The organism is Aquitalea sp. FJL05 (assembly GCF_003852595.1).
Taxonomy (GTDB): domain Bacteria; phylum Pseudomonadota; class Gammaproteobacteria; order Burkholderiales; family Chromobacteriaceae; genus Aquitalea; species Aquitalea aquatilis.
The window spans coordinates 147,591-172,161 of record NZ_QAJS01000017.1; the positions used below are offsets into that span (position 1 = coordinate 147,591).

The following is a 24,571-nucleotide window of genomic DNA, read 5'->3' on the forward strand; positions in this document are numbered from 1 at the left end:
TGATTTCGTTCTCTTCAGTTGCAATGGCTAGTGGCAGCCATAGCAGTGGTTATTCTAGTCATTCATCTCCTTCGGCCTATGGAAGCACTGGTTCGCACAGTGTTAGCGGTTATACGCGACAGGATGGAACCTATGTAGCCCCGCATATGCAGACCAACCCCAATAGTACGAAAAACGACAACTGGTCGACCCGAGGCAATGTCAATCCATACACTGGTGTATACGGCAGCAAACCGGGTGATGATGAATAATTGGACATACGCATGAAAAAATTCGTGATCACATTGCTGGCAGCAATCCTGGTACTACCTGTTACCGCCGAAGCTCATTCTTACGGTGGTGGTCACTATGCCAGTGGCCATGGGTCCTCTCATAAGGGCGGACACTACAAGAACAGCGCAACTCATGACCATTATCGGAAACGCCACTAAGTAATTGGCAATAAAGAGAAACCCCGCACTGGCGGGGTTTTTTTCGTCACAAATTTATCCCACACCGCCCCCGAGGCGGTTTTTTTACGTCTGGAGAAACCATGCCCACCATTCTTGAAATGAAAGCCCGCCGTGCCGATATCGCCGCCCAGGTCCAACAACTGGCCGAGCAGGAACAGGCCGGTACCGAACTGACTGCCGAGCAGCTGCAACAAGTCACCGAACTGCAGCAGGAATTCACCATGCTGGGCAACAAGCTGGCGCGGGCCGAAGCCGCCGAACAGATGCAGGCCGCCGCTGCCCAGCAAGTGGAAACGCTCAACGCCCAGGGCGCGCCGCCAGTCTTGCTGCCAGCCACCCCGGCCGCACCGCGCGTCAAGGGTGCCGCTGTTGCACGCATGGCCATGGCGCTGATTCAGGCCCAGGGCAATTACCAGCTGGCAGCCGATATCGCCGACAAGGGCGGCTACGGTGGCGAAGTCGCCGCCGCGCTCAACAGCGCTACCCCGTCCGCTGGTGGCGTGCTGATTCCCAGCAATCTGGCCAGCGAAGTCATCGAACTGCTGCGCCCCAAGGCCGTGGTGCGTCGCATGGGTACCCGCTCGCTTCCGCTCAACAATGGCAACCTCACCTTGCCACGCCTGAAGGGCGGGGCCGCTGTTGGCTACATCGGCAGCGATACCGATGCCCCGGTTACCGGTGCCGAATTCGACGACCTCAAGCTGTCGTCCAAGAAAATGGCCGCATTGGTGCCCATCAGCAATGACCTGCTCGGCCATGCCGGTATCAGCCCCAATGTCGATCAGGTGGTGGTGGACGACCTAACCGCCGCCATCGGCGCCCGCGAGGACAAGGCCTTCATCCGTGACAACGGCAGCGGCAACCTGCCCAAGGGCCTGCGCTTCTGGGTACTGGACGGCAATGTGTTCAAAGCCCCTGAAATCAAGGCCATCGACGCCCCGGCGCTGCAAGCCATCGAAAACTACCTCAACCAGCTCATCCTGGCGCTGGAAGGGGTGGACGCCAATATGGTCACGCCCGGCTGGCTGATGTCGCCGCGCACCTTCCGCTTCCTGGAAGGCTTGAAGGACATGAAGGGTAACAAGGTCTACCCGGAACTGGCCACCGGCCAGCTCAAGGGCTACCCGGTCGGTCGCACCACCCAGATTCCCAACAATCTGGGCGAGACCGGTGACGAATCCGAACTGTACTTCGCCGACTTTGCCGATTGCTTCATCGGTGAGGACCAGTCCCTGCTCATCGATTTCAGCAAGGAAGCCACCTACAAGGACAACGACGGCCAGGTCATCAGCGCCTTCCAGCGTGACCAGACGCTGATCCGCGTCATCGCCAAACACGACTTCGGCCCGCGCCACCGCGAATCCATCGCCATCGGTGTCGGCATCAAGTGGGGCAAGTAAACCACCCGGCCAGTCGGCAGCGGCTGGCCACTCCAGGAGAGCACCATGCGCAGCATCATCTTCCTCAAGCCACACGGCATCTATACCCCCGGCGATATCGCCGGTTTCGCCGACGAAGTACGCGCCGGCCAGCTGGTCGAGTCCGGTATTGCTACCGACCACACGCCAGAGGGGCAGGGCAGTACCACTCCCGCCAATGGCAAAAAAGGCAAACCGGCAGCAGACGCTGACAAGGGCGGAGGCTGAATAATGGCCGCCATCCTGATGCTGGATGAAATCAAGCAGCAATGCCGTATCGAGCCGGACCAGACCGAAGAAGACGACTTGCTGCAGCAGATGGAAGCGGCGGCCGTGCGCGCTTGCGAAGACAAGATCGGCGGGCCGCTGCTGCACACGCCGCGCCAGTTGGTGCTCAGCCGCTGGCCCTTGCAGGGCTTCCTGTTGCTACCCACCCCCAATGCTTTCCAGGTGGACCGGGTAGAGATTTTGCAGCAGGGCGTCATGCAGGAGTGGACTAGCTGGAGCGCACGCGCCGAGCCGGAAAGCAATGCCCTCTACCTCTATTGCCGTCAGGCCTGGCCGCTGGTGGATCAGGATAGCGACGCCATCCGCATCCGTTATCAGGCCGGGCTGGCAGCCAGTGGCGAGGGCGTCCCGGAAGCCGTGCGACAGTGGCTGCGCTTTCGCGTGGCCACTTACTACCAGTATCGCGAGCAATTCGTCAGCGGCAACGTGGCCAATCTGGGTACGGCACTGGTGGACAGCTTGCTGCATGCCTACCAGTTTCAGGAGGTGGTGCTATGACTTGCTGTCAGGTGGGCGTCCGGCTTTTCCGGCTACTTGCAGCCAGGAGAATACACACGCCAGAACTGAAAAATGTGCGGTGATCGCTCCTCCTATGAACAGGCCAATAAACACCCGAAGTGTTGCTGCCGCCCGGTCACACCGTACCGAGTCCGCCACGATGCCGCTGATAAACAGCGCTGACATTGCGGTGGTAATCAGTGCAGCCAGCACCATGGAGCCAAAACTGGCGTTTGAGCGAAAGCGGTAAATGGCCGGGCCAATTTCAAACAGGCCTGTTAACACAATCACCGCTGTCAGCAGTAGTGAAATCTCAGAAAACAACCTGCTCAGGCCATTCAAGCCATTGGGTACTGGTGGTGGGCAGTTTTTCATGTTGAGCACAGCAAGCCCATCCAGCCAGCCCAATGGTAGCCAGCCCAGCCAGAAGGGCAGCATGGTGAATATGGTCACGGCAGTCAGTGCAGCGTGCGGTTTCCAGAAGATAGACCAGTCATCTTTGCGCATGGAGGAATCAATCATGTGTATGCGAAATGAATTTATCAGTTTTGGGGCAAAAGAGCCATGAACCCCGGCGCAGGTCCCCTGCGCGACCGTCTGCTCATCCTGCGGCAGGTAGACCGTGCCCATCCTTCAGGCGCGCCTTGCGACAGCTGGCAGCCAGTTCGCCGCATCTGGGGCGCATTCGAAGGCTTTACCGGCCGACTGTATCTGGCAGCACTGGCCGAGCAAAGCGGTCTGTCGGCCCGTGCCCGTATTCGCCGCCGCACAGACATTCTGCCCGGCATGCGGCTGCAGGCGCGTGGCGATCTTTATCACATCCAGGCGGTGCAGCCCGATCCGGACCCGGCCTGGCTGTGGCTGTTACTGGAGCGTATCGATGGCAACGGTTGAAATACACGGCATGCAGGAATTGCTGGCCAATCTGCAGCAGTTGCCGGATGGCCTGCGGCGCAAGGTATTGCGCCGGGCCTTGCGGCAAGGTGCGGCCATGGTGCGTGATGAGGCGCGGCGCATTGTCAGGCGTAAAAGCGGGGCGCTAGCGCGTGGCATTCAGGTGGTCAGCTCTCGCGGCAATGGCCAGCGCGGTACGGTGGCTTTCAAGGTGGGTCTGCGCCGTGCCGTGTTCTATGGCCGGTTTCTGGAGTTCGGTCACATTGCACGTGGCCCGGGCCGGCGACTGAAAGGAGGAGAGCGCCGCAAGGCAGCCCAGCGTCAGGCTGCCATCGCTGGTGGGCAGTTTGTCCCGCCTTACCCCTTCATGCGTCCTGCAGCAGCCACCAAGCTGGATGCTGCCTTGAATCATGTAGCCAGTGCGGTGCGCTCGGCGCTGCAGCATGGAGAATGGCGATGATCGGTTCCGCCTTGTTTGCTCTCCTTACCGGCCCGCCGGCACTGCGTCAGCTGCTGGAAAGCCGGGTCTATCCCTTGCGCCTGCCGCCGGAGCCGCAGTTGCCTGCCGTGGCCTACCAGCTCATCGGCGAAACCCGCGCCCGCGGGCCGCGCCGCAATCCCGGTCTGGTCACCAGCCGGGTGCAGCTCAGCATTGTTGGCCGCCATTACGACGAAGCCCATCTGCTGGCCAGCCTCATCCGCCAACAGCTCTCGCGCTATCGCGGCCAGATTGTCGGTCTGGATATACGCGACATGCAGGAAACCGACAGCCACGACCAGGACGATGTCCAGGCCCCCCATCTGCTGGCGTATCGACTGGAAACAGCCATGAGCCATATCGAAACCATCATGCAGCAGCTGGAGCAAACCCTGTCGGGCCAGACCCCGGCCGGGCCGCGCATCAGCCGCAGCCTGGAGCGGGGTTACAGCTACGACGATTTTCCCGTCATCGTACTGCACCAGCACAACGACCTGCCCGCGGAGGGCAGTCCGCTGGGCATGGCCTACCGCCAGTTGCAGGTAGAGCTGGAAATCCTGGCGGAAGGCGATACCCCGCATGCCGCCTGCGATCCGGTACTGAGCGCCGCCCATCTGGCCTTGCAGCCACTGCCCGTCAAACTGCCCGGCTGCCATAGCCTGGTGCTGGACAGCTTGCAGTGGGAGTACGACGAAGACAACCCGGCACTCGGTATCTGCCGGGCACATTACCGTATTCATTATCGCCGCCCGGAAGCGGAGTTATAGAAAGGAACACCATGCCCCTAGCTGCCAAACGTATCGCCATTCTGGCCAAGCCGGAAGCCCAGTATGGCAAAGACGCCATTCCCACCGGGGCTGCCAACGCCATCCTGGTCAGCAATCCCAGCCTCACCCCCATGGAAGCGGATCGTGCTGAACGCGACGTGGTGCGGCCATACTTCGGCAACAGCGAAGGTATCCCGACAGGTCTGCGCATGAAGCTGGAAATGGAAGTGGAAATCGCCGGTGCCGGTGCCAAGGGTAATGCCCCGGCCTGGGCACCGCTGCTGTTGGCCTGCGGCTTTGCCGAAAAGCTCACGGCAGGCGTCAAGGCCGATTACACCTTGCTGTCCGACGGCTTCAAGTCGCTGTCGCTGTACTGCAATTTTGACGGGGTCAACCACAAGCTGCTGGGGGCCCGCGGCACACTGGCACTCGACTTCAAGAACAAGTCCATCCCCAAGTTCAAGTTCACGCTGACCGGCCTGTATGGCGGCATCGTTGATGCCGCCATACCCAACGTGGTGCTGAACAAGTTCATTACTCCTGTGCCGTTCGATCTGGCCAATGTTGGCAGCCTCAACCTGCACGGTTACAGCCCGGCCGTAGAAAGTCTCTCCCTGGATCTGGCCAACGAAGTCACCCATCGCGCCTTGCCCGGTGGCAGCGAGTCGGTGCTGATTACCGGACGCAAGCCGAGCGGCCAGCTGGTAATGGAGTCGGTCAAAGTAGGGGAGAAAGACTGGTGGAGCGCCATTCGCCTGGCCAGCAGTGGCCCACTGCAACTTGGCCACGGCAAGGTGGATGGCAATATCGTCGATATCAGCTGCCCGGCAGTGCAGTTGGGTAATGCCAGCTACAGCGACAGCGACGGTCTGCTCATGCTCAATGCACCACTCACCCCGGTACCGCTGGCCGGGGATGATGAGCTGGTCATCAGTGTGCGCTAATTCGCAACTTCGGCCAGTTTGCACCGATAGCCGGGCTGGCTAGGCTGGTGCTGTTCACCTTTGTTCAATCCGGGAGGAAAAGCATGGGCTTGCTGCTGATTCTCGGTATTGCCCTGTTATGCGTACTCGGTAATATCGCCTTGTGGCTGTATGGGCCGCAGTTTTTCCTGTACCTGCTGCTGTTTGCCGGCTTTATCTTCTTCGCAGTTGTCGATATCCCCTGGGACTTGGTCTTGCAATATGGCCTCATCACGCTGGGCATCGTTCTCCTGCTGACATTGCTATACCACGGCTGGAAACGCTGGTTCTCTTTGCCACGCTTGTAAACCATATCCACCCACATTCACCGCACACCGCCGCCCAAGGCGGTTTTTTTACGTCCGGAGTTCACCATGTTTGTCATTTCCCAAGCCACATCCGCCCGCCTGCCGGTCACCGTTCAGCAGTACGACACCGCTGGCCGTCTGCAGCAGCACCAGTTTCCTGTCGAAATCAAGCGACTTACCCAGCAACAATGGGATGCCCTGTTTGCGCATCATCAGGTCACCGGCGAAAGCGGCCAGACTGTCAGTGAGAATCTGCAGGCCAATGCGGCCTTGCTGGCCGAAGCCATCACAGGTTGGGACGAGGTCAATGACATGCAGGGCCAGTCAGTGCCGTATAGCGCCACCACACTGCGCGAGCTGCTGTTGGGTCCGGACGGTCCCGCACTGTCGCGCGGCATGTTCGATGCCATCTTCAGCCTGCGTTACGGAACGGCCGCACAAAAAAACTGATGGAGGCGGTGCGGCGGCAATGCGGGCGCAGCCCGCCGGACCGCACCGCCGACATACAGGCCCTGCGCAATGCCGGTATGTCCGAGCAGCAAATCAGCCAGCTGCTGCCAACTTCATCCGCCCCGGCAGCATTTGCACTGTGGCCGGAAAACGAAACCGCCTTCCGGCTATGGTGCAGCCTGCAAACCCAATGGCGTGTCGGGCCAGCCGGGCTCATCGGCCTCGATTACGCGGTCATTCCCGCTGTGATGGAGTTGCAAGGCATCCAGCCGGAGCAGCGCTCCACGCTGTTTGCCGCCCTGCAGCAGTGTGAGGCCGTCGCGCTGGAGGAGATGCAACGCATCACAGCATGATTTTGGGAGAGCATGCAGTGAATCAATATCTAGTTGGAGTAGCATGATGACGACTTCATCAATATGTGGCAGCAAAATCGACTATGCGTCCTTTACGCCTTTATGCCTGGATTTGTCTGGTCATGCTCCTGTGCTGGTTTCTGTTTGTTATCGCTGCTGGGCCCACTGCTTTCTGGAAACCTTGGGCTATTGGTGCTGGCGTGATTGTTTTTTGCTGCATGGCCGCCGCCTATTATTTCTACACAATACTGAAGTCTATCAGGGGTAATTTTCAGGGAAGGCAACCCTGTCGGGTTTGGGATGGCAAGAGTATGGGTTTCAAGAGCCCCAGGGCAGTGTGTATCGGTCTTTATCTGCGGGACAGGCTGGCACGGAAGTATTCCATACTGCCGGAAGCACTTTATCCGCAGGATGACTTGCGCAAGATGTTTCTGTATCACCAACGGTACAGTCGTAGTGGAGAGCTGCCTGGCCTGGTACTGCTGCGTTTTGCCAGATTGATTCCCCTGGAACAATGGCATCAGATGACCACAATTGTTGATGTTGCCAATTACATTGATGCCACGGTTCCGGATGCCGTGCTCCGGCAAAATAAAATAATGCTGGCTTCACCAGCACGTGATTGAACCAAACACCGCCTTCGGGCGGTTTTTTTATGCCTGATGTTTTTGGGAGTCAGCTATGTCCACCACCCAGGTCGGTTCACTGGTCATCAGTCTCGAAGCCGGTGTCGCCCGCATCCAGCGGGACATGGATGCCGTGCGCAACAATGTCAGCAGCAATATGGCTGCGGTGCGCAAGGATTCCACCCAGGCCATGCAGGTCATCGAGCAGACCAGCCAGCGCATGGCGGCGCAAGTGGATCTGTCATTCGGTCGTGCTGGTAACGCAGTACGCGGCTTGATCGCCACCTATGCCGGTAGCCGTCTGGTCGAATTCGCCAAGGAGGCCACGCTGGCCGCGGCCCAGTACAACACCATGGGCGTGGTCATGCAGCAGGTGGGCCACAATGCCGGATACAGCACCGCCCAGTTGCAGCAGCTGGAAGGCCGGCTGCGCGATACCGGCATCAGCGCCATGGAGTCGCGCAACAACATTACCCGCGTCATTCAGGCCCATATTGATCTGGCAGATGCCAGCAAGCTGGCGCGGGTGGCACAGGACGCTGCCGTCATCGGCAACCTCAACTCCTCGGAATCCTTTGCCAATCTGATTCACGGCGTGCAGTCAGCCCAGACCGATGTCTTGCGTGGCATTGGCATCAATGCCGATTTCGAGGGCAGCTACGCCCGGCTGGCCGTGCAACTGGGCAAAACCACAGCCCAGCTGACCGAGAATGAAAAGATGCAGGCCCGGGTCAACGAGGTGCTGCTGCGTGGCAAGGACATCGCCGGCACATACGAAGCTGCCATGGGCGAAGCCGGCAAACAGCTCAATTCCATGAAGCGTTACGCAGATGACCTGAAAGTCGCTTTAGGCCAGCACTTCATGGGTCAGTTTACCCAAGGGGTCGCACTCACCAGCGATGCCCTCAAAACGCTATCCCAGCATGCTGATCTGGTGGGCAGGACTCTGGAATACAGCCTGGTCGGCGTCGGTATGGTTGCAGCGGCCAAGGCCGCGGGAGGTATCCAGCATTTCACCCAGGAAATCTGGGCCAGCCGTAACGCCACCATTGCCGACGCGCAGGCTCAGCTTGCTGCTGCTGCAGCCAGCGAACAGCGCAGCTACGCCAGCGTGATGGCTGCTAAAAGCAGCCAGGCCTCGGTCTTGGCCGAAGCCGAGAAGGCAGCAGTACTGTTGCAAAGTGCCCGGGCGGAAACAGTACTGGCGGAGCAGGAAGTCGCCCGTGCCGGCCTGCAGGCACGGCTCGCCGAGGGAACCGCCGCTCACTCAGCCCAACTGGCGGTACTCAGCAGCGCGGAACAGCGCCTGACGCTAGCCCGAGAGGCAGAAACAGCGGCCTCTGCCGCGCTGACCCAGGCAGAAAGTCGCCTGGCTACTGCGCGCACGGCAGCAGGGAGTGATGGCTGGAAGCGCGGTACCGAATATGTCGAGCATCCGGCCGGCCTGTCCCGCTATGGCTTTCAGCCGGCCAAGGTCGTAGCCATGGGCTGTACCAGTCGTGCCCAGGCCCAGCAATACGGGCGCTATCTGCTGGAAACCGCGCAGAACGAAACCGAGACTGTCAGCTTTACTGCAGGGCTGTATGGCAGCGACCTGCTGCTGGGCGAAACCTTCACCATTGCCGACCCGGTTACGGCCGGCCGGCGCATGGGTGGACGCCTGCTTACCGTGGCAGGCAAAGCAGTGACGCTGGATGCTCCAGTGCTGCTTGAGCCTGGCGTGCGCTACAGCCTGGAATGCCCGATGGCTGATGGCACACTAGCGCGGCGGGCTGTAGCCAATGCTGCCGGACAGACTGATCAGCTAAGTCTGGTCGCTGCCTTTCCCGCAACGCCGGTGACCGGAACCACCTGGACGTTACTGGCCAGTAACCTGCAACCCACACTCTGGCGCTGCGTCGGCCATCGCGAACGTGAGCCGGGCGTTTATGAAATCACCGGCATCCAGCACTTTGCCGGCAAGTGGCAAGCGATCGAGCAGGGGCTGTATCTGTCCCCGCCGCCAGTCAGCCAGCAGCCGGATGCCTTGCAACTGCCGCCAGTCGGGCCGGTCAGCCTGCGCGAAACGGTCTACACCACCGGCGACCGGCGCCGCGCTGTGCGATTGGAAGCCGACTGGGCAGCACTCTCTCATCCCTTGCTGCGGGGCTACATTGTGGCCTGCCGCCAGGAAGCGGGCGACTGGATCGAGCAGCCAGAGCAAAGCGCCAACCATGCCCAACTGGAAGGCCTGGCCATAGGCAGCTGGCAGGTACGGGTGGTGGCGGTATCGGTCACCGGCCTGCGTAGTGTGCCGGTGCTGGCCAACATCAAGGTGCAGGGGCCAACGGCCAAGCCGCCCACTCCACAGCTTGCTGCTACGGGAGGTGCCATGCTGGTGGATCTGGGCTGGCGCTTTCCTCCCGGCGTACCGGATATCACCACGGTGGAGCTGCGCTATGGCACCCGCGCTGATGATCCGAGCCCGGCATTGCTGGCACAGCTGGCTTACCCCTGCGACCGCTTTGTCCACCTTGGTGTGGGGATTGGTGTGAAGTACTGGTATTGGCTGCGTGTGCAGGACAGCTGGGGCAACTGGTCGGATAGCGCCCGTGCCAGCGCCAGTGCAACCAAGGACCCGGCGGCTTTGCTGGAACAACTGCAAGGCAGCATCACCGGGGCGGCGCTGGCCGACAGCTTGCGGCAGCCCATCGAGTCGATTGGCCCCACCGGTAAAGCCGTAGCAGCGCTCAGCCAGCGCGTGGACAGTGTCAGCAACGATATTACGGCCAGCCTGCGCAGGATCGATCAGGTGCAGAGCAGCCTGAACGGCCAGACCGCTGTGGTCGAAACCATCAGCAAGGCCGTCGATGGTGTGCTGGCCGAACAAACCATCAAGGTCACTGCTGGCGGCAAGATCGCTGGTATCGGGCTGCGCGCGGACAAGAATGGCAGCGCGCTGGATGTGCTGGCCGACCGCTTCGCGGTATCCCTGCCGGATGGCAGCGGCAGCGGCAGCAAGCAAGTGTTTACCGTCGGCCAGATCAATGGCCAGCCCGCAGTGGGTATCGCCGGCGCGGTGATTACCGATGGTTCGCTGGTCGGCAAGCGGGTACTGGCATCGGAATCGGTAGAGGCCGCCCAGATCAACACCCGTGGCCTCACCATTCGCGATGCCGCAGGCAATGTGGTGGTGGACATGAACGGCATGGGCGCTGCCCATATCAAGGGCCAGTTGACGGCCGGGCAGATCGATAGCCGTGGCCTGGTGGTACGGGATCAGAACGGCAACATCATTCTGGATAGTGGCGGTATCAATGGCAGCTACATCAAGGATCTGACGGTCGGTACGCTCAAGATTGCCAACGGTGCCATCAGTTGGACCCACTTTGTAGTTTATGCCTCTGATAGTGGTCGGTTTACTGTGGGACAGATTGATGCGGCAGCCCGCAACGGTTTTGATTTTTACACGCCAAACCCGGCATCGCTGACTATTCAGATAACAGCAGTTTCTCCAACAGCCACCACGGTATATCTGAATGGCACGGCAATCGCCACTGGAGTTAATGGAATTTACAACCAGATTGCCATTCAGGCTGTGGGGGCTGGGTCTCACCGTATCAATGCCAATAATCAGCATGGTAATGCAATCACCAATTTTACGATTCGTATCCTGGGAGTCATGCGATGAATATCCCTTACTGCAAGGCCGACGATACCGGCCGCATCATGGAGTATGGCAGCTTGTCGCCATATACCTTCCTGCACCGCCTCGACCCGGCCTATGTGTACGACCCGGTCGGCGTTACACCGGAAACCCACTACGTCAGCGACGGCATGGTGCGCGAGCGCCCGCGCATGGCACTGCAACGGCAGGGCCAAGCCCTCAGCGGCCTGCCGGACCCTTGTGCCGTCACCATCAACGGCCAGCCCTATGCCGTGACTGGCGGACAGGTCGAGCTGGACTTCCCCCAACCGGGCCAATATCAGCTCGTTCTGTCTGCCTGGCCGTGGCAGGAGGTTGCACTGGATATCACCATCTCAGGGCCGGACAACAATGAAACTGACCCATCTTGATCCTTACGACAGCCGCCGCGCTGCAGCCTATCCGGATGTTGGCGACCAGCTGGACGCCATCTGGAAAGCCCTGGAACAGCTACCCACCTTGCCACCGGATACATCCGCCATGCTGCAGCAGATCCGGCAAGTGAAAGCCGACTACCCCAAGCCCCCGCCCAGTGCGGGGGCTTCGCTTTCCGGAGAGCCAACATGATCACCATCAGTCGTGGCGATGGCTGGCAGCGCGTGCTGAGGCTGGAAGCTGGCCAAGTTTGCAGCCTGCCATTGCAAGGCATTCAGTCAGGACCGTGTGGGGAAGCCCTCCTGCAGGTGAAAGCCCATGGTTTGCCACCCCGCTGGCGGGTAGCAATTCAGGGGCTGGACTGGCCGGGCGTGGCCAGCCGCCACAGTGTGCCAGGGCCGGATGACTGGCACAGCGTTACTGCGCTGGATGCCGACCACCTGCAACTGGTCAGCGCTGGCCCCTTGCCTGCATATCGGGCGGGGGCAGCTATCCGGTATCGCCAGCCACTGGCATTTGATGGTGTGCAACTGAGCGTCCAGTTCTCCCGTCGTGGTGGTTTGCCTCTCGCCACACCCGTGGATATCTGCCCTGACCATGCAGCTGCCAGCGTCAGACTCACAGTCGCCCCTGCCCATACCCGGCAATGGCCGCTGGGAGAGTTGCAATGCCGGCTGCTGTTGCATTGGCCGGATGGCCGCCAGCGCAGCCACACGCTGTGCAAAATTTACGTGGAGAACTGAAACATGCAAGACGAGCTGTATTGCGTGGAAGGCATCCCCGGCCCACCGGGGCCGGTTGGCACACGTGGTGAAACCGGTGCCCGGGGTGATATCGGCCCGCAGGGTGAAGTCGGACCAAAAGGCGAACGTGGCGAGCAGGGGCCAATGGGCTTGCAAGGTGTACAAGGGCCAGTCGGCCCGCGCGGTGAATACGGTGGACCAGGTCCGCGCGGTGAAACTGGTCTGCAAGGCGAACGTGGGCCGCAGGGAGAGCAGGGCATGGCTGGCCCACGCGGCGAGCGCGGCGAAGTGGGGCCGCCTGGCGCGGTGGGTCCGCGTGGCGATATCGGCCCGCCCGGCCCGCTCAATCTGCTGCCCGGTGGGTTCGCCAAACAAGACTACACCACCCACTGCTGGCGCAAGACCGGTCCGCTCAGCATCAGCCTGCTGGGCGGTACCGCCATCATGGTGGGTGGAACGCTGGTGGAGTTCAGGCAGGATACGCCGGTGCAGATGCCGGCAGAGCTCACTCCCGGCAGCGATCTGGCCTTCTATGCCTGCGCCGATGGCAGCGTGCGTGCTTCCACCGGCTTCGATGGCCTGCCCGATCTTCCCGCCGGTCAGTGGCGGCTGATGGGGGGAGCGCACTTCAGTTTGATCGATGCGGGTAGCACCCCCCGGTCTGGTGAGTTTCATGGAGTTCTCTGGACCCAGGCAGATGTGGATGCCCTGGCCGGCTTCAACCAGTGGAGCCTGTGGGACTTGCTCTACCGTCCTGTTAGCGACCCGCGCGGCATGGTGTGTGTAGCTGGGGCCTACTGGGTCGACATCTATCTGTGCGCACAGGACTATGTAATGGGCAGTAGCCGGGCAGGCGTCAGCGTAGCCAATGGCCGCAACAAGCCGCCTCGTCCCGTCATGCAGAGCTGGGTCTGGCCGGAGAGCCAACCCGCATTTTCTACAGGCTGGTACGAAGCCCAGGCTATTGCACTCACCCTGCGCAAACGCCTGCCTACCCAGCACGAATTTGCGGCGGCCGCATTTGGCGTGACAGAACAACAAAGCGTGGCGTATTTCGAATCGCGACGTTCGGGGCGCAACCCGGGTTACACCTCGCGCTGGGGATTGGAGCAGGCGACGGGCCACTTGTGGGTATGGGGGCAGGAACTGTTGACCGATCCGCGCGCTGGCCAATGGGAATGGCGCTGGCAGCCATATACCAATCCACTCAACAACAATCGCGGCTGGATTTACGCCCAGACAGGGTTTGAACCCAGCTTGCGGGCAGTGGTGCTGGGAGGTAGCTGGAGCACGGGGCAGTACAGTGGGTCCTGCTGCGTCAGTCTGATCGCCAGCCCGTTTTCGGTGAGTGACGACACCGGCATCCGCCTGTTCAGTGACCACCGCCAACACTTCTGAACCTGGCCATCTGCCAGGGAATAAGGAAAACATCATGACTGAACCGAACGGAAGCCTGGCGCTGGTAGCGCTGGCCGGTGTCGGCACGGTGGCCGGCATCGATGCCGGCGTGCTGTTTGGCACCTTTGCCGGTGCTGCGGTATTTGTGCTGTCCGAACGCTGCAGCCAGGACCCGCGCTGGGTGCGTTGGCTCTATCTGGTTATCTCGGTGGTGTGCGGTGTATTGCTGGCCGGTTTTGTCGCCAGTCTGCTGGACCGCATCCTGCCGGATGGCGTGGAAGTGCCGGCAGCACTGGGTGGCATGCTGGCTGCAGCCTTGGCAGTAAAACTGCTACGCGCAGCCATCACCCGTACCGAACTGGAACACCTGCTGGGAAAGGGCAAGCCATGAGCCACCACATCAACCTGCTGGCACTGGCCCACGCTGCTGTGTGCGCAGTCCTGTGCTTCAGCCTGCTCAACTACCAGCGCGACGGAGCACGTTACCGCCGCTGGGCCTCGCTACTGTCCTACGTGATGATCGTCGCCTCCGGTGGCGTGGTGATCCGAGTCCTCACCGGCAGCTATGTCGATATCGACCTGGCGGAATTCGTCCTGAATACCGCCCTGTGCGCCGGTGTGGTGGCCATGCGAGGCAATGTCAGCCGTTTGCTCAAGCCCTTTGGTGTCAGGGCCGGGGATAAAGACGAACACCCCTCCTGACAGGGCCGTGTGTCCTGCCGTAGCTGATGCGCACGGTCAATTTGCAGTTTTACGCTGCGCCCAAGCTCCAGCGCGCCATACAACAGCAGCAGGGCTAGCACCGTTAGCAGCAGCAAGGGACGTAAAAGGTGCATGGTCGGTTCCTCGGCAAGAGAGTATGGCCATGCTAGGTCTGAGTTTCCTTGTTCTGCTACCGGTCAAAAGGCGCAATACCTTTTCCAGGCACAGGTCCAGATACACGCGCAGCGAGGTGCGACACTCGGCTTCCAGCCCGGCAATATCGTGCCTGTAAAAGTCTGCGCCACCATTTTGCCTCCGGGTCGTACACCACCGTTGCCCGTGTCCATCAATCTACAGGGTATCAATCGCATGCCCTTTGCTCAGGCAGCTAGATCCACTACCTGTGCTTGCACGTCCTTGCCCAGTGCATGCAAGGCCTCCTCAATCAAGGGCAGGCGCGACTGGTAACGCGGGTCCAGCACCCGTTCCACCTGCGAATTGGCCCAGCCCAAGGCCCGCGCCAGATCCACCTTGCGCCAGCCTTTTTCCACCATGGCATTGTGTAGAAACACCTTTAGCGCCGCCATCATCGGCAAGTCCACTGCATCCAAGGTGCTGGGGGCAGAGGGCAGGGCAAACACCCGGCGCTCCTGCTGGCAAATCATCAACTGGGTCAGCAAGGCATCCCGGCCTTGCGCCAGCGCATCCTCGCGGCTGTCGCCGTAGGTCAGTACATCCGGGTGATCGGGAAAGCTCACCGTCACCATCCCGCCCTCGCGGGCGAGGCAAGCTGCATAACGCAACATGGTCAGTCCTTTCATGAAAGTCGGATGAAGAGGGGCTTGCGCCCCTCTGTACTACTTGAGTCCCAGCTTCTTTTTGATGCCTTCTGCCGTGCCAATCGGAATTTCCTTGCCCTTGTGGTTCGGTACCCCGATGGAATGGCCATTCAGCATCGCAATCAGGTGGCTACCCTTGCCGGGCCGAAACTGCACGCCCTGCTGTTGTAGCCACTTGATGAACTCGCTGTTTTTCATCCGCCCTCCGTGTTGTTCATCACGGAAGGATAGTAACAATACTGTTACTTCATTCTAACTGCCAGAAAGACCAGCTGTCACCCAACCCGCCCGCCCCGAGCGGGCTTTTTTACGTCTGGAGTCCACCATGCAACTCACCCCGCACTTCACCCTGCGCGAGCTCACCTACAGCGCCACCGCCGCCCGTCAGGGCCTGGCCAATCTGCCAGCTCAGGCCGACATCGAGCACATCCGCCACACCGCCCAGCGCATGGAACAGGTGCGAAGCCTGCTGGGCGATGTGCCCATCACCGTGCTGTCCTGCTATCGCAGCGAACAGGTCAACAAAGCCGTCGGCGGCTCGCCCACCAGCGCCCACCGCCACGGCCTGGCCTGTGACTTTGTCGCGCCCAAATTTGGCAGCCCGCTGGCCATCTGCCAGGCCATCGAAGCGGCCCGCGCAGTAGGCCACATCGCTTTCGACCAGCTCATTTGCGAATTTCCGCACAGCGGCGGCTGGGTGCATATCGGCTTCCGCCTGCCACCCGCCCACGGCCGCAGTCAGCTTCTCACTGCCATCAAGCGCGATGGCCACACTGTCTACCTGCCGGGCCTGCAGCCATGAAGCCGCTACCCCTCACCGCCCTGGGCGCAGCGCTGCTGGCTGCCAGCTGGTGGCACGGCTGGCATAGCAAGGGCGACCAGCTCGCCAGCCAGGCCAACGCCCAACAGCTGCAACAAGCCCGGCAGGCTCTGGCCGACTACGCTACTCAAACCCAACGCCTGGCCACCATCGCCGACCGGGTACAACAACAAACCACCCGACTGGCCAGCACCAGCGCCCGCCAACAACAGGACTACCTCCGCCATGCCCAAACCACGCCACTGCCTGCTGATTGCCATCTCGATGCTGGCCGCCTGCAGCAACTTCAAACCGCCATCGCCACTATCAACCACACCATCACCACCGCCCAGCCTGACCCGCCCGCTGCCGACCATTGAACTGCCAGACAGCAACAACTGGGACGACCTGGCCCAGCGCTACCTGCAACTGGCAGCGCAGTACGGGCAATGCGTGGTGGAGAGGGCGGGACTAATACGAGCAGCAGATGGGCAATAACCGGCTCACTTCTTGTTTTCACCTCAGAAATGAGGTAAAAAGAAGAACCTCATAGCAAATGTATGGTTCAAAAAGTATGAATACCCAATCCGTCACATCCATCCTGTTTGAGCAAGATGATGTTGAAAGCAGTCTTCGCCAGCTTGGCCTCACTAAGTCCAAGCTGGAAGATGCCCTCATGTGGGGCGTGCAAGAACGCTTAAACTGTGGCCCTTTGTTGCCGACGACCTTCCCAGGCGCTGCGCAATGGGCCTACACCATTGAAGGTTTCCGACATCAAGTAGGAGCAGATGGCTGGACAGTGGAAAGCCACCAGAATTTACCGGTGACCATCGCCCCGGATGAGAGCTTTGCCATTGTGGTCTACACCGGTGATAAAGATACCGGGTTGCGCCATGGGCACCCGACGAACAAGGCTAAAAAGGGGTTGAAAGCCCAGCAGGCTGTCCTGCGAAACACAAAGAGTGGCGAGCTGTTTCCTGAAACGCTGCAACCTCAGCAAGAGCCAGCTAAAAATGTTCTAAAAACATGGGTCTTGCTTTACCATCTCGACGCAACCAATCCCAAGCAGCCTGTGCTTCGCTCTGAGTTGTCGCTGCCGTCGAAGTTTGATCAGAAACTTGGCAAGATTTTGGATTGGGAAATCAGAATAATCCTGGATGAGATTGACCTTAGCGATGACCCGGAAATCGTCAAGACATATGTCGACGAACCGGAAATTCCGCTGGACATTCCTGTCCGCAGAAAAACTGCATAACACACTTGGTAGCACATGTTTAACCCCTCACGCTTGACTGTTGCACGGCAACGACGAGGCCTGACCAAACGCCAGTTGGCCAGCCAGATTGAAACTACCGAAAAAACAGTTCAGAACTACGAAAGCGGAGAGATGAGCCCGTCAGAGGAGAGCCTTGTCCGGCTCTCCTCGGTTCTAGGCTTCCCACCAGCCTTCTTTGAAGGTGATGATCTCGAAATACTGACGCCAGATATAGCCAGCTTTCGCTCTTTGAAAAGGATGAAGGCCGCTCAGCGGGACATGGCACTGTCTGCTGGCTCTATTGCCCTTGTATTCAGCAAATGGATCGACCAGCACTTTGATTTGCCACCTCCAGCCTTGCCGCGTTTTGAGCCCGGAATTGAGCCGGAGGCTGCCGCAATGGCATTGCGGCGCGAGTGGGGTCTGGGTGCGCGTGGCATTCGTAACATGGTCCATCTGCTGGAGTCCAAAGGCATCAAAGTGTTCTCGCTGGACATTGCTGCGGTCGAAGTTGATGCCTTCTCGATGTGGTATGGCGAGCAACCTTATGTATTCCTGAACACCCAAAAAACCGCTGAGCACAGCCGTTTTGATGCGGCGCATGAGCTAGGCCACCTCGTACTTCATCGTCATGGGCAGAACCAGGGTGCTGACGCAGAGAAAGAGGCCAATGAATTTGCAGCGGCATTTCTCATGCCCCGTGACAGCGTACAAGCCAAAGCACCGCGCTTTGTGACCATTTCCTCATTGATTGCTATGAAAAAGGAATGGGGAGTGTCTGTTGCTGCTCTTAATTACCGTTTGCACAGCTTGGGCTTAACATCTGAGTGGGTAAACCGCTCGATATGTATCGAGTTATCAAAGATGGGTTACCGTACTTCCGAGCCTGAACCCATACCGCATGAGAACTCTCAAGTTCTGCAAAAGGTACTTTCTGCTATGAGAGCCGAGGGCATGGGGCGGGTTGATATCGCTAGGTCCTTGAATTTGCAGGTGAGCGAGATTGATAAGCTGACTTTCGGATTGTCGTTAACTGATGGGGCATCAGTTAATTCTAAAGCCATTAGTCAGGACCAGTTGAGTACAGGCAAAAAGTTCGAACTTCGTCTGATCAAGTAGCAGATGGGGCAGGGTAAAATACCCTAGCCCCCATCCCATCACCCCTCCGTCACCACCTCCGCCAGCTGTGCGCCGTGGCGTTGCATCAGGCTGAGGATGTCCGGCATCGCCAGGCCGAAGGCGGTGGCTGATGGGAAGCACAGCGTCGCATGACACGGCGTGGTGTTGGGTGAGGGCTGGCTGTTGACCGCAGCCAGTGCCACTGGTGCCGGCAGCGCGGGCAGGGTGGTGCTGTCTGCGTCGGCCAGCAGCTCCGCCTCACCAGCCAGAAAGCGCTGCAGCCGCTGCCGTGCCGGTTCGGCAATCGATGGCGGCAACATCTGCAAGTGCGCCTCCACCCCCTCCATGCTCCAGATCGTCAGCTTGCGCCCGCCGCGCCGGGTGAGCACCCCGGTGGTGATATTGTCCAGGGAGAAGTTGCGCAGCGGTTCGCCACTCAGGTTGAAGAAATGCACGCCCACCTTGAAGCGCCCCGGCCGCAGGATGCGATTGCTGCGCAGCGTGTCACGGCTCACCCGCAGCAGGCCCTGTAGCTGCAGGTTGGTCAGCACCGGTACACCGTTGAAACGGGCGCAGCCTGCCGGCACAGTCTCGGCAACGGGGAGTGCGGCTTGCCCGGCCAGCTGCAAGGCCCGCTGTTCGCAGGCGATAAAGTACAGCCGCGCCTGCTTGCCCTTGTCGTTGCGCTCCACCATCGCCAGCTCCTTGGCCATGGCCAGCGAAATCATGAAATCCTTGCTGGGACGGCCGCCGAGGGGGTTATTGCCCGTTTCGGCAAAAACCTCAAAGTCACGTTTTTCAATGAAGCCGTACTGTTCAATCCGTTCTTTAATCCAGTGAGCAAACATCTTTCCTGCGCCGAGAAAAGTATGCAGCTCCCGTGCATTCACGGCCGGAACTTGCACATCGCCAATCTGGAAATCGACTACCGGTATCAGTGCCTGCATGGCTCAGTCCTCCATCGCAGTGGAGAGTGGCGATGCCGGCGCGTCTTGCACAGCGTGACACGCGCAGCCCACCTCATCGGCCTGCACATTGATGCAGTTCTGGATATCGTCGGCCTTGCCGCAGATGGCGCGCAGCACTGTCGCCACGGTCTCGCGCTGCAAGGCTTCCGGGCCGTGGCCCAGATACACCTCGGCACAGCGCGCAATGGCGGCGATCTGGCCGAAGCCTTCCTGCGACAGGCAATCCATCAGCTCGACCGCGTGGCGCAGGTCACGAATGGCGGGATGGTCGGGGGAAAGGGGAGGTGTGACGGATTGAGCAGCCATGATGGCCTCCTGGTTGATTCGTTCAGTATTGCCCCCTGTTCAGAGGGGCGGACGGGTACTTGAACACCGCAACCAGACGGCCTACAGATTTTCCCGGTTTCCCGAGTGTTGTATGACTGTACGCTACCCGACCATGAGCTTTGTATTGTCACCAAAAACGGACAAGTACGAAACAGATGGACGTAAAAATGCCGCCTTACTGTCGGGAGCGGAAGCCGCTGGCTGGGGTGTGTTCAGCACCTGCAACGAATCTAGCCAGCATCTTTCAAGATGAAAACTGACCGAAGGGGTGGGCTGTCTGATAAATGAAAAAATGGTGCTGCAGAGGCAGCACCTTATATAGATTTATTTCAATGTAATTTAATGAATTTTGGGTGATGAGCTTTCGCCAACAATTTCCATAATTACGCGCTTCATTCCTTCAGGTTGGAATCCTGAGTCAACCATTCGACTAACAATTAAGTTTCTTAATGTTTCATAAGGAATTGGAAGTCTTTGTTGTGAAACAAATGTTTTCAATATTTCTCTGCCTGGTAGAATCCTACGCCAAGAGCCATCACCAAATGCGGACTCAATGTCTGATCGCCACTCGTCTTGTTTTGTTATTAATGAGTCCTCATTAAGCTCATCGGTGAATGTCTTCTGCATTCTATCTAACGAGCGTGTCGCAGCGCCTGAAATAAGGCGTGCTACCTCCTCAGCAGCTGGATCAATTTTAAAATCAATGCATCTAGTTAACTTTGAGTTGACATAGGTAGTCATCTTGGCTCGAAGCACTTTGGCGACTACTGTCCGTGCAGATGCTCTCATCAAATCTAGCGCTTCTTCATCATCTAGTCGCCTCTCTGGTTGAATGGCATTAACAGCCTCTGCTACAAAGCGCGCCTCTAATAGATAATTTTCTATGTGATACACGTCCCAGCTAAAGCGGCGTATTCCACGCGGTGGGTCATTGGCCTCTGAATCGCCATCGGTAATTGCAAAAAATTTAATTGGCAAGTCGCCTTTTGAATAAGCTCTGTTAAGTACATCGTGTAAAGCTTCAACCTTTGTTTTGTTGTTTCCTGATAGAAGATTTATTCCAGATAATTCGTTCGGAAATAATCTGATTGCTATGCTTTGATCAAAATCAGAATCACCTCCACCTTCAAAAAGTATTGCAGTTCCGTCTGGTCTGTATGCAGCAAGATCTCCAACCAGGTCTGCCATTGCAAGATCAAGATCTTCATTAGCGCTTAGCTGTCTTAGTTGACCTTTCCCGCCATCCATTCCGCATGGGAACATGTGGAAAACATTAAATCCGGGCTTACCTACAGCCTCGCGAAGCAAAGCGTCAGAGTGAGTGACAAGCCAAAGTTGGTTATTAAGTGCTTGACCTAGGTGGCGTCTATAAAATTCAGGAAGATTTCTTATTAGTCTTGGATTTAAGTGTAATTCAGGCTCGTCAAGTAATATTATAGAATTTTTTGGAGCAGAGCTTCTGATCCGAAGATAACCATACAGGATTTCCTTTTCGCCTGCTGATAGCTCATCTAGATCGTGAATATTTCCATTGGCAGTTCTTACCGGAAATTCCAATCTTCCATCAGATGTTGGTTGTGGTCCAAGGAATTCTTTTCCAGGGAAAAAAGTTGTGAAGAGCTCTTTTAGTGTTTCTGTAAGGCCGCTTTTTTTTGCATGATCATTTCCGCTTTTTTCTGAAAGTAATTCGCGAACATAACTGGATGCCATTTCGCTTTTTACGTTTGCATATTTGTTTGAATAGTTATACAGCGCATGTTGGCTATAGGATTGATTTTTATTTTCTAGATTTAGGTTTATGCCTTGAACCATTTCTCTTCCATAATGGCGCTGGGCTCCATGATAGTCGATTACTCCAAGATCGTTTGGTCTGAAATTTGTAAACACTGTCGTAAGCAATGTTGATTGTATTAAATTTAGCCCTCCCCCGGGCTGCATTTCTACGTGGCCAATAATATTGTCTTGTTGTAGTTCGCCTAACAGTAAAGGCAACCCAATGCGAACCCTTTCTGCTACTTCCGGAGCTCGGTCCCGAAATTGATTTGCGAACATTGCCATGCGATACCCACCCCACTGAAATGCCTCTGGTAATACTGTTCTCCAAATAGACTCCTCAAGAAGCATTGCGGCATTGTTATTTATAAATACTTTCTCATCTTCTCTGAGTCTGAAAAGGCAATTAATTGATAGAGCTTTGCTCGGATTGTTGAAAAAACTTTTCAACTCATTGGAGTGGCTGTTTGGATTAAGTTGAAATTCACCAAACCAGTTCTGCCACTCATTTTGATGATAGCCTCCGTATACGGATTTTAAGAGGCGAATCGCATCGAACACGCAAGATTTTCCGGATCCGTTTTGACCGGCAATGATGATAGTATCGCCAGCATTAATTATTTCCGATCTCTCGATTCCGCGGAAATTAGTTATAATAAGGTTGTCGATTTTCATGATGCTTCCTGTGGTATGTGTTATATCTCAAAAACAAATACATGGTTTGCCAAAACTGAAAGTCATTTATTTTTCGATAAACCCTGATTATTTTTTTGGCTAACTTGTTGCAGTTTGATGGCTGGGCCGGGATTCATTTTAAATAAAATAAACCCAAGTCAATTGGCATCATATGCCAATTGACTTGATTGCGTGTGCAAAAAAACATTCCACCTACGTAAGCTCCTTGAGAGCGGCTACTGGGCAGGTACTCCCACTTCTACCGGACAACACTACCCCGTTGCTGCTCTCGGCAAGCCAGTCCAAGGTTGCCACCTATGCCGCTGTCAATTCCTTGCTGATGATCAACTTGTGCCGCATCGAGGTGAACCACCGCGCAGTCAGCCTGAACCTGTCCCGCATGAGGCAAGGGCGGTGCGCCCCTGGCTATGCGTCGATTCTCATTCTGCAATTACCTGAAAGACGACCTCGTCTGTGGCCATGAGCCGGACAAAGGGGCCACCGAGCGTTGCGTTGTGGTGAGCAATGATCGCCTGGGCGCTCAGGCCTGGCGTGTCCATGCAGCTGTGTGCATCGGCGACGAGTACAGGGTTCAGGCCCATGTCGGCGGCGATACGGCAGTTGGTGTCGATGCAGTATTGGGTTTTCAGTCCGGCAATAAACAATTGCTGAATCCCGGCTTGCTGCAGTTGCTCGGCGAGTGCGGTTCCGCTGAAGCAACTGGGCCTGGTTTTATCAATCAGCGTATCCACCGTGGCGTCCAGCTGCAGATCCGGGTGCAGTTGCCAGAATGGGCTGCCTGCGGCAATGGGGGAGTGTTGTGGCCCGGTGTGACGCACGGCAAAAATGGGAATGTTGGCCGTGCGTGCTTTTGCAATCAGCGTATTGACGTTGTCGAGCAGTTGTTCTGCACGCCATGGGCGTTCTGGCCCGTCAAACAAGCCAACTTGCATGTCGATGATGAGTAGTGCGGAGGGTTTGGGTGCGTGCTGCTGCATGATGTTTCTCCTGGTGGGTGCCAGTCAGGACGAGAAACAAAAAGCCCCGTCCATCTCTGGCGGGGCTTTGGGTATTCGCGCTTCGCGTTCACATACCCAGTCCACGCCCGCTGTTTGCGGTCGTGGTGGTGGTGGTGGTGATGCGGCGAAGTGTCATGCGTTTATCATGATTGTTGCTGTTGCGGGCTGTCAAGCAGCGTGGCGTCTGCCGGGTGGGGGAGTCAGTGCGCTACCCATGATGTACTGTCCGTACCTGCCGGGCTGGCGTATTATTCCAAAGTCATTGATGCCCGCCGTGGGCAGTGTAATCATGCGCTTTGTTTTTTCATTCTGTCATGCATTAGTTTTTAATAGTTAAATATTGGGTAAGTATGCGTATATCGCTTAGGCAAAAAATAGTTCAAGTTTGCGAAAGAAAGATCAGTGAGAAAGGGGAGAATGTTGGTTTGTCATTTTATGCATTTTTTTCCAACAAGAATGACGATCCAGAACTTTTGATGGAGGCTGCGCGATGGTGGATAGAAACGCACAAGCTAGACCATTTCGAGAAGGCGTTAAAAATTAAGAGATTGGTTGAGCTGGAGGGGGAGTAAAAGCATCGTGGCTGTTGTTGCTAGATCCTCGTTCGTCTCTGTTAAGGAAAAAGGATTTGCTATGAATGGTTTTCGCTATGTTGTTGGTGTGGCTGTCTTGCTTGCTGTGACATGTGCACATGCAGAAGGGAGTAAAGCTAAACTTGCACAAGATTTTGTCAAATTGGTGGGGTATGATAAGCAATATGATGATTATCATAAATCCTGCATCAATACTTATCAGGGGGTGTCACCTGAATCTCTTGTGTCAAAGCAGCCTAACTATTTTTATGGGATAAAGCCGGGCGATGATAAATGGCCCTTGGTTGTGTCTGCCTACAAAGAATACTTTGAAAACGCCTGCGCACATCCTACCAGGAAAGAATTCGTTGGTGTCCTCGTGCGTTCTTACGAAGTGAATTTGTCCGAGGAGGATTTGCAAAGGGCGATTGCTTTTTACTCGTCACCGCTAGGGCAGAGGTTGTCCGATGCTGGCCAGCTTGCAGCTAAAAACAGTTATGCCTCATGGGTGGAAGTTAATAAGAAGTATGTGACAGAGGCGGTACTGAAATTTCAAAAGCGGTTGAGTGATATTGTGCAGTAGTTTGATGGGGTGGCTTGAGTGGCAACACCCTGCCAGGGCGTGGGTATCTGCAGAATGCCCATTGCTTTGGTGTCGTGCCAGCAGCTGGCTGGGTGGGGAGGTGAGCCTCTACGACCATTCCGACATCCGAGCAGCCTTTGACGACTTTGGCTGAAGGGTTGGGTATCAAGTCCAGCACGGGTAGCAACAAGGGCAAAGCGGAAATCAGCTGCGAGCTGGTGATTACCAACTGGCAGCCGGGGGAG

Annotated in this window: 32 protein-coding genes; 25 read left to right on the forward strand and 7 right to left on the reverse strand. The window is 57.4% G+C overall.

Annotated elements, in window-relative coordinates; genetic code table 11:
- The first annotated feature begins 532 nt into the window (after positions 1–532).
- From DBR44_RS16285 to DBR44_RS16295, 3 genes are read left to right on the forward strand one after another with little or no spacing between them, the layout of a single operon-like run.
- Complete coding sequence (locus DBR44_RS16285; RefSeq protein ID WP_124645064.1) at positions 533–1,852, forward strand: phage major capsid protein; 1,320 nt, start codon at positions 533–535, stop codon at positions 1,850–1,852.
- Between the two features lie 45 nt (positions 1,853–1,897).
- Positions 1,898–2,098: a hypothetical protein gene (locus DBR44_RS16290; RefSeq protein WP_124645065.1), complete on the forward strand. Its 201-nt coding sequence runs from the start codon at positions 1,898–1,900 to the stop codon at positions 2,096–2,098.
- A gap of 3 nt (positions 2,099–2,101) precedes the next feature.
- The gene (locus DBR44_RS16295) at positions 2,102–2,656 is read left to right on the forward strand and encodes a head-tail connector protein (protein WP_124645066.1); all 555 of its coding nucleotides are present in this window, start codon (positions 2,102–2,104) and stop codon (positions 2,654–2,656) included.
- Here the strand turns inward: DBR44_RS16295 and DBR44_RS16300 are convergent.
- Positions 2,651–3,163, reverse strand: coding sequence for a hypothetical protein (locus tag DBR44_RS16300; RefSeq protein ID WP_233578622.1), 513 nt, complete (start codon positions 3,161–3,163; stop codon positions 2,651–2,653). The genes DBR44_RS16295 and DBR44_RS16300 overlap by 6 nt on opposite strands.
- 57 nt (positions 3,164–3,220) lie before the next feature.
- On the opposite strand from DBR44_RS16300, the gene DBR44_RS16305 reads away from it, so the two are divergent.
- From DBR44_RS16305 to DBR44_RS16375, 15 genes are all read left to right on the forward strand, one after another.
- Positions 3,221–3,550: a phage head closure protein gene (locus DBR44_RS16305; RefSeq protein ID WP_124645068.1), complete on the forward strand. Its 330-nt coding sequence runs from the start codon at positions 3,221–3,223 to the stop codon at positions 3,548–3,550.
- Positions 3,537–4,010: an HK97-gp10 family putative phage morphogenesis protein gene (locus DBR44_RS16310; protein ID WP_124645069.1), complete on the forward strand. Its 474-nt coding sequence runs from the start codon at positions 3,537–3,539 to the stop codon at positions 4,008–4,010. The genes DBR44_RS16305 and DBR44_RS16310 overlap by 14 nt, the downstream gene beginning before the upstream one ends.
- The gene (locus tag DBR44_RS16315; RefSeq protein WP_158613640.1) at positions 4,007–4,795 is read left to right on the forward strand and encodes a DUF3168 domain-containing protein; all 789 of its coding nucleotides are present in this window, start codon (positions 4,007–4,009) and stop codon (positions 4,793–4,795) included. The genes DBR44_RS16310 and DBR44_RS16315 overlap by 4 nt, the downstream gene beginning before the upstream one ends.
- 11 nt (positions 4,796–4,806) lie before the next feature.
- Entirely contained in the window at positions 4,807–5,739 is a 933-nt protein-coding gene (locus DBR44_RS16320) for a phage tail tube protein (RefSeq protein ID WP_124645071.1), read from the forward strand.
- An 83-nt stretch (positions 5,740–5,822) separates the two neighbouring features.
- The gene (locus tag DBR44_RS16325) at positions 5,823–6,065 is read left to right on the forward strand and encodes a hypothetical protein (RefSeq protein ID WP_124645072.1); all 243 of its coding nucleotides are present in this window, start codon (positions 5,823–5,825) and stop codon (positions 6,063–6,065) included.
- Positions 6,066–6,131: 66 nt separating this feature from the next.
- Positions 6,132–6,515, forward strand: a complete 384-nt coding sequence (locus DBR44_RS16330) for a hypothetical protein (protein WP_124645073.1) — start codon at positions 6,132–6,134, stop codon at positions 6,513–6,515.
- Between the two features lie 77 nt (positions 6,516–6,592).
- Positions 6,593–6,868: a DUF1799 domain-containing protein gene (locus DBR44_RS16335; RefSeq protein WP_158613642.1), complete on the forward strand. Its 276-nt coding sequence runs from the start codon at positions 6,593–6,595 to the stop codon at positions 6,866–6,868.
- Positions 6,869–6,951: 83 nt separating this feature from the next.
- On the forward strand, positions 6,952–7,494 hold the full coding sequence (locus tag DBR44_RS16340; RefSeq protein ID WP_124645075.1) for a hypothetical protein: 543 nt from the start codon (positions 6,952–6,954) through the stop codon (positions 7,492–7,494).
- A gap of 55 nt (positions 7,495–7,549) precedes the next feature.
- Positions 7,550–11,164 (forward strand): phage tail protein, encoded by a 3,615-nt coding sequence (locus DBR44_RS16345; RefSeq protein ID WP_124645076.1) that lies wholly within the window; start codon positions 7,550–7,552, stop codon positions 11,162–11,164.
- Positions 11,161–11,550 (forward strand): hypothetical protein, encoded by a 390-nt coding sequence (locus tag DBR44_RS16350; RefSeq protein WP_124645077.1) that lies wholly within the window; start codon positions 11,161–11,163, stop codon positions 11,548–11,550. The genes DBR44_RS16345 and DBR44_RS16350 overlap by 4 nt, the downstream gene beginning before the upstream one ends.
- Positions 11,531–11,746 carry a hypothetical protein gene (locus DBR44_RS16355; protein WP_124645078.1) on the forward strand — a complete coding sequence of 72 codons (216 nt, stop codon included), beginning with the start codon at positions 11,531–11,533 and terminating at the stop codon, positions 11,744–11,746. Before DBR44_RS16350 ends, DBR44_RS16355 begins: the two co-directional genes overlap by 20 nt.
- Positions 11,743–12,297, forward strand: a complete 555-nt coding sequence (locus tag DBR44_RS16360; protein ID WP_124645079.1) for a hypothetical protein — start codon at positions 11,743–11,745, stop codon at positions 12,295–12,297. The genes DBR44_RS16355 and DBR44_RS16360 overlap by 4 nt, the downstream gene beginning before the upstream one ends.
- Before the next feature lie 3 nt (positions 12,298–12,300).
- Positions 12,301–13,695 (forward strand): SUMF1/EgtB/PvdO family nonheme iron enzyme, encoded by a 1,395-nt coding sequence (locus DBR44_RS20040; protein WP_124645080.1) that lies wholly within the window; start codon positions 12,301–12,303, stop codon positions 13,693–13,695.
- Positions 13,696–13,729: 34 nt separating this feature from the next.
- A complete protein-coding gene (locus tag DBR44_RS16370; protein ID WP_124645081.1) occupies positions 13,730–14,086 on the forward strand; it encodes a putative holin in 357 nt (118 codons plus the stop codon).
- The gene (locus tag DBR44_RS16375; protein WP_124645082.1) at positions 14,083–14,397 is read left to right on the forward strand and encodes a phage holin family protein; all 315 of its coding nucleotides are present in this window, start codon (positions 14,083–14,085) and stop codon (positions 14,395–14,397) included. The genes DBR44_RS16370 and DBR44_RS16375 overlap by 4 nt, the downstream gene beginning before the upstream one ends.
- A 380-nt stretch (positions 14,398–14,777) precedes the next feature.
- Here the strand turns inward: DBR44_RS16375 and DBR44_RS16380 are convergent, their stop codons facing one another.
- Positions 14,778–15,203, reverse strand: coding sequence for a type II toxin-antitoxin system HicB family antitoxin (locus DBR44_RS16380; protein WP_124645083.1), 426 nt, complete (start codon positions 15,201–15,203; stop codon positions 14,778–14,780).
- 51 nt (positions 15,204–15,254) lie between these two features.
- Positions 15,255–15,434 carry a type II toxin-antitoxin system HicA family toxin gene (locus DBR44_RS16385; protein ID WP_124645084.1) on the reverse strand — a complete coding sequence of 60 codons (180 nt, stop codon included), beginning with the start codon at positions 15,432–15,434 and terminating at the stop codon, positions 15,255–15,257.
- 127 nt (positions 15,435–15,561) lie between these two features.
- Between DBR44_RS16385 and DBR44_RS16390 the strand changes: the two genes are divergently transcribed.
- The 4 genes from DBR44_RS16390 to DBR44_RS16405 all read left to right on the forward strand — a co-directional run bounded on the left by DBR44_RS16390 (position 15,562) and on the right by DBR44_RS16405 (position 18,409).
- Positions 15,562–16,038, forward strand: a complete 477-nt coding sequence (locus DBR44_RS16390) for a D-Ala-D-Ala carboxypeptidase family metallohydrolase (protein ID WP_124645085.1) — start codon at positions 15,562–15,564, stop codon at positions 16,036–16,038.
- Positions 16,035–16,415 carry a hypothetical protein gene (locus DBR44_RS16395; RefSeq protein WP_124645086.1) on the forward strand — a complete coding sequence of 127 codons (381 nt, stop codon included), beginning with the start codon at positions 16,035–16,037 and terminating at the stop codon, positions 16,413–16,415. The genes DBR44_RS16390 and DBR44_RS16395 overlap by 4 nt, the downstream gene beginning before the upstream one ends.
- A 194-nt stretch (positions 16,416–16,609) precedes the next feature.
- Positions 16,610–17,290, forward strand: coding sequence for a hypothetical protein (locus DBR44_RS16400; protein WP_124645087.1), 681 nt, complete (start codon positions 16,610–16,612; stop codon positions 17,288–17,290).
- A gap of 15 nt (positions 17,291–17,305) precedes the next feature.
- On the forward strand, positions 17,306–18,409 hold the full coding sequence (locus DBR44_RS16405; protein WP_124645088.1) for an ImmA/IrrE family metallo-endopeptidase: 1,104 nt from the start codon (positions 17,306–17,308) through the stop codon (positions 18,407–18,409).
- A gap of 38 nt (positions 18,410–18,447) precedes the next feature.
- Here the strand turns inward: DBR44_RS16405 and DBR44_RS16410 are convergent, their stop codons facing one another.
- From DBR44_RS16410 to DBR44_RS16425, 4 genes are all read right to left on the reverse strand, one after another.
- Positions 18,448–19,356 carry an antA/AntB antirepressor family protein gene (locus DBR44_RS16410; protein WP_124645089.1) on the reverse strand — a complete coding sequence of 303 codons (909 nt, stop codon included), beginning with the start codon at positions 19,354–19,356 and terminating at the stop codon, positions 18,448–18,450.
- A gap of 3 nt (positions 19,357–19,359) precedes the next feature.
- A complete protein-coding gene (locus tag DBR44_RS16415) occupies positions 19,360–19,683 on the reverse strand; it encodes a hypothetical protein (RefSeq protein ID WP_124645090.1) in 324 nt (107 codons plus the stop codon).
- Between the two features lie 360 nt (positions 19,684–20,043).
- The gene (locus tag DBR44_RS16420; RefSeq protein WP_124645091.1) at positions 20,044–22,152 is read right to left on the reverse strand and encodes an AAA family ATPase; all 2,109 of its coding nucleotides are present in this window, start codon (positions 22,150–22,152) and stop codon (positions 20,044–20,046) included.
- Positions 22,153–22,592: 440 nt separating this feature from the next.
- Entirely contained in the window at positions 22,593–23,150 is a 558-nt protein-coding gene (locus tag DBR44_RS16425; protein WP_124645092.1) for a cysteine hydrolase family protein, read from the reverse strand.
- Between DBR44_RS16425 and DBR44_RS16430 the strand changes: the two genes are divergently transcribed.
- Genes DBR44_RS16430 through DBR44_RS16440 form a run of 3 tightly spaced genes read left to right on the forward strand, consistent with a single transcriptional unit; the run spans position 23,149 to position 24,326 of the window.
- Entirely contained in the window at positions 23,149–23,508 is a 360-nt protein-coding gene (locus tag DBR44_RS16430) for a hypothetical protein (RefSeq protein WP_124645093.1), read from the forward strand. The genes DBR44_RS16425 and DBR44_RS16430 overlap by 2 nt on opposite strands.
- Before the next feature lie 13 nt (positions 23,509–23,521).
- Positions 23,522–23,743 (forward strand): DUF6500 family protein, encoded by a 222-nt coding sequence (locus tag DBR44_RS20110; RefSeq protein ID WP_124645094.1) that lies wholly within the window; start codon positions 23,522–23,524, stop codon positions 23,741–23,743.
- A 7-nt stretch (positions 23,744–23,750) separates the two neighbouring features.
- A complete protein-coding gene (locus DBR44_RS16440; RefSeq protein ID WP_124645095.1) occupies positions 23,751–24,326 on the forward strand; it encodes a DUF2059 domain-containing protein in 576 nt (191 codons plus the stop codon).
- The last annotated feature ends 245 nt before the right edge of the window (positions 24,327–24,571 follow it).

Bases quoted from the DNA above. Each gene is read 5' to 3' on its own strand.
- DBR44_RS16285 (WP_124645064.1), top strand. From the start codon at position 533: ATGCCCACCATTCTTGAAATGAAAGCCCGCCGTGCCGATATCGCCGCC.
- DBR44_RS16290 (WP_124645065.1), top strand. From the start codon at position 1,898: ATGCGCAGCATCATCTTCCTCAAGCCACACGGCATCTATACCCCCGGC.
- DBR44_RS16295 (WP_124645066.1), top strand. From the start codon at position 2,102: ATGGCCGCCATCCTGATGCTGGATGAAATCAAGCAGCAATGCCGTATC.
- DBR44_RS16300 (WP_233578622.1), bottom strand. From the start codon at position 3,163: ATGCGCAAAGATGACTGGTCTATCTTCTGGAAACCGCACGCTGCACTG.
- DBR44_RS16305 (WP_124645068.1), top strand. From the start codon at position 3,221: ATGAACCCCGGCGCAGGTCCCCTGCGCGACCGTCTGCTCATCCTGCGG.
- DBR44_RS16310 (WP_124645069.1), top strand. From the start codon at position 3,537: ATGGCAACGGTTGAAATACACGGCATGCAGGAATTGCTGGCCAATCTG.
- DBR44_RS16315 (WP_158613640.1), top strand. From the start codon at position 4,007: ATGATCGGTTCCGCCTTGTTTGCTCTCCTTACCGGCCCGCCGGCACTG.
- DBR44_RS16320 (WP_124645071.1), top strand. From the start codon at position 4,807: ATGCCCCTAGCTGCCAAACGTATCGCCATTCTGGCCAAGCCGGAAGCC.
- DBR44_RS16325 (WP_124645072.1), top strand. From the start codon at position 5,823: ATGGGCTTGCTGCTGATTCTCGGTATTGCCCTGTTATGCGTACTCGGT.
- DBR44_RS16330 (WP_124645073.1), top strand. From the start codon at position 6,132: ATGTTTGTCATTTCCCAAGCCACATCCGCCCGCCTGCCGGTCACCGTT.
- DBR44_RS16335 (WP_158613642.1), top strand. From the start codon at position 6,593: ATGTCCGAGCAGCAAATCAGCCAGCTGCTGCCAACTTCATCCGCCCCG.
- DBR44_RS16340 (WP_124645075.1), top strand. From the start codon at position 6,952: ATGCGTCCTTTACGCCTTTATGCCTGGATTTGTCTGGTCATGCTCCTG.
- DBR44_RS16345 (WP_124645076.1), top strand. From the start codon at position 7,550: ATGTCCACCACCCAGGTCGGTTCACTGGTCATCAGTCTCGAAGCCGGT.
- DBR44_RS16350 (WP_124645077.1), top strand. From the start codon at position 11,161: ATGAATATCCCTTACTGCAAGGCCGACGATACCGGCCGCATCATGGAG.
- DBR44_RS16355 (WP_124645078.1), top strand. From the start codon at position 11,531: ATGAAACTGACCCATCTTGATCCTTACGACAGCCGCCGCGCTGCAGCC.
- DBR44_RS16360 (WP_124645079.1), top strand. From the start codon at position 11,743: ATGATCACCATCAGTCGTGGCGATGGCTGGCAGCGCGTGCTGAGGCTG.
- DBR44_RS20040 (WP_124645080.1), top strand. From the start codon at position 12,301: ATGCAAGACGAGCTGTATTGCGTGGAAGGCATCCCCGGCCCACCGGGG.
- DBR44_RS16370 (WP_124645081.1), top strand. From the start codon at position 13,730: ATGACTGAACCGAACGGAAGCCTGGCGCTGGTAGCGCTGGCCGGTGTC.
- DBR44_RS16375 (WP_124645082.1), top strand. From the start codon at position 14,083: ATGAGCCACCACATCAACCTGCTGGCACTGGCCCACGCTGCTGTGTGC.
- DBR44_RS16380 (WP_124645083.1), bottom strand. From the start codon at position 15,203: ATGTTGCGTTATGCAGCTTGCCTCGCCCGCGAGGGCGGGATGGTGACG.
- DBR44_RS16385 (WP_124645084.1), bottom strand. From the start codon at position 15,434: ATGAAAAACAGCGAGTTCATCAAGTGGCTACAACAGCAGGGCGTGCAG.
- DBR44_RS16390 (WP_124645085.1), top strand. From the start codon at position 15,562: ATGCAACTCACCCCGCACTTCACCCTGCGCGAGCTCACCTACAGCGCC.
- DBR44_RS16395 (WP_124645086.1), top strand. From the start codon at position 16,035: ATGAAGCCGCTACCCCTCACCGCCCTGGGCGCAGCGCTGCTGGCTGCC.
- DBR44_RS16400 (WP_124645087.1), top strand. From the start codon at position 16,610: ATGAATACCCAATCCGTCACATCCATCCTGTTTGAGCAAGATGATGTT.
- DBR44_RS16405 (WP_124645088.1), top strand. From the start codon at position 17,306: ATGTTTAACCCCTCACGCTTGACTGTTGCACGGCAACGACGAGGCCTG.
- DBR44_RS16410 (WP_124645089.1), bottom strand. From the start codon at position 19,356: ATGCAGGCACTGATACCGGTAGTCGATTTCCAGATTGGCGATGTGCAA.
- DBR44_RS16415 (WP_124645090.1), bottom strand. From the start codon at position 19,683: ATGGCTGCTCAATCCGTCACACCTCCCCTTTCCCCCGACCATCCCGCC.
- DBR44_RS16420 (WP_124645091.1), bottom strand. From the start codon at position 22,152: ATGAAAATCGACAACCTTATTATAACTAATTTCCGCGGAATCGAGAGA.
- DBR44_RS16430 (WP_124645093.1), top strand. From the start codon at position 23,149: ATGATGTTTCTCCTGGTGGGTGCCAGTCAGGACGAGAAACAAAAAGCC.
- DBR44_RS16425 (WP_124645092.1), bottom strand. From the start codon at position 23,150: ATGCAGCAGCACGCACCCAAACCCTCCGCACTACTCATCATCGACATG.
- DBR44_RS20110 (WP_124645094.1), top strand. From the start codon at position 23,522: ATGCGTATATCGCTTAGGCAAAAAATAGTTCAAGTTTGCGAAAGAAAG.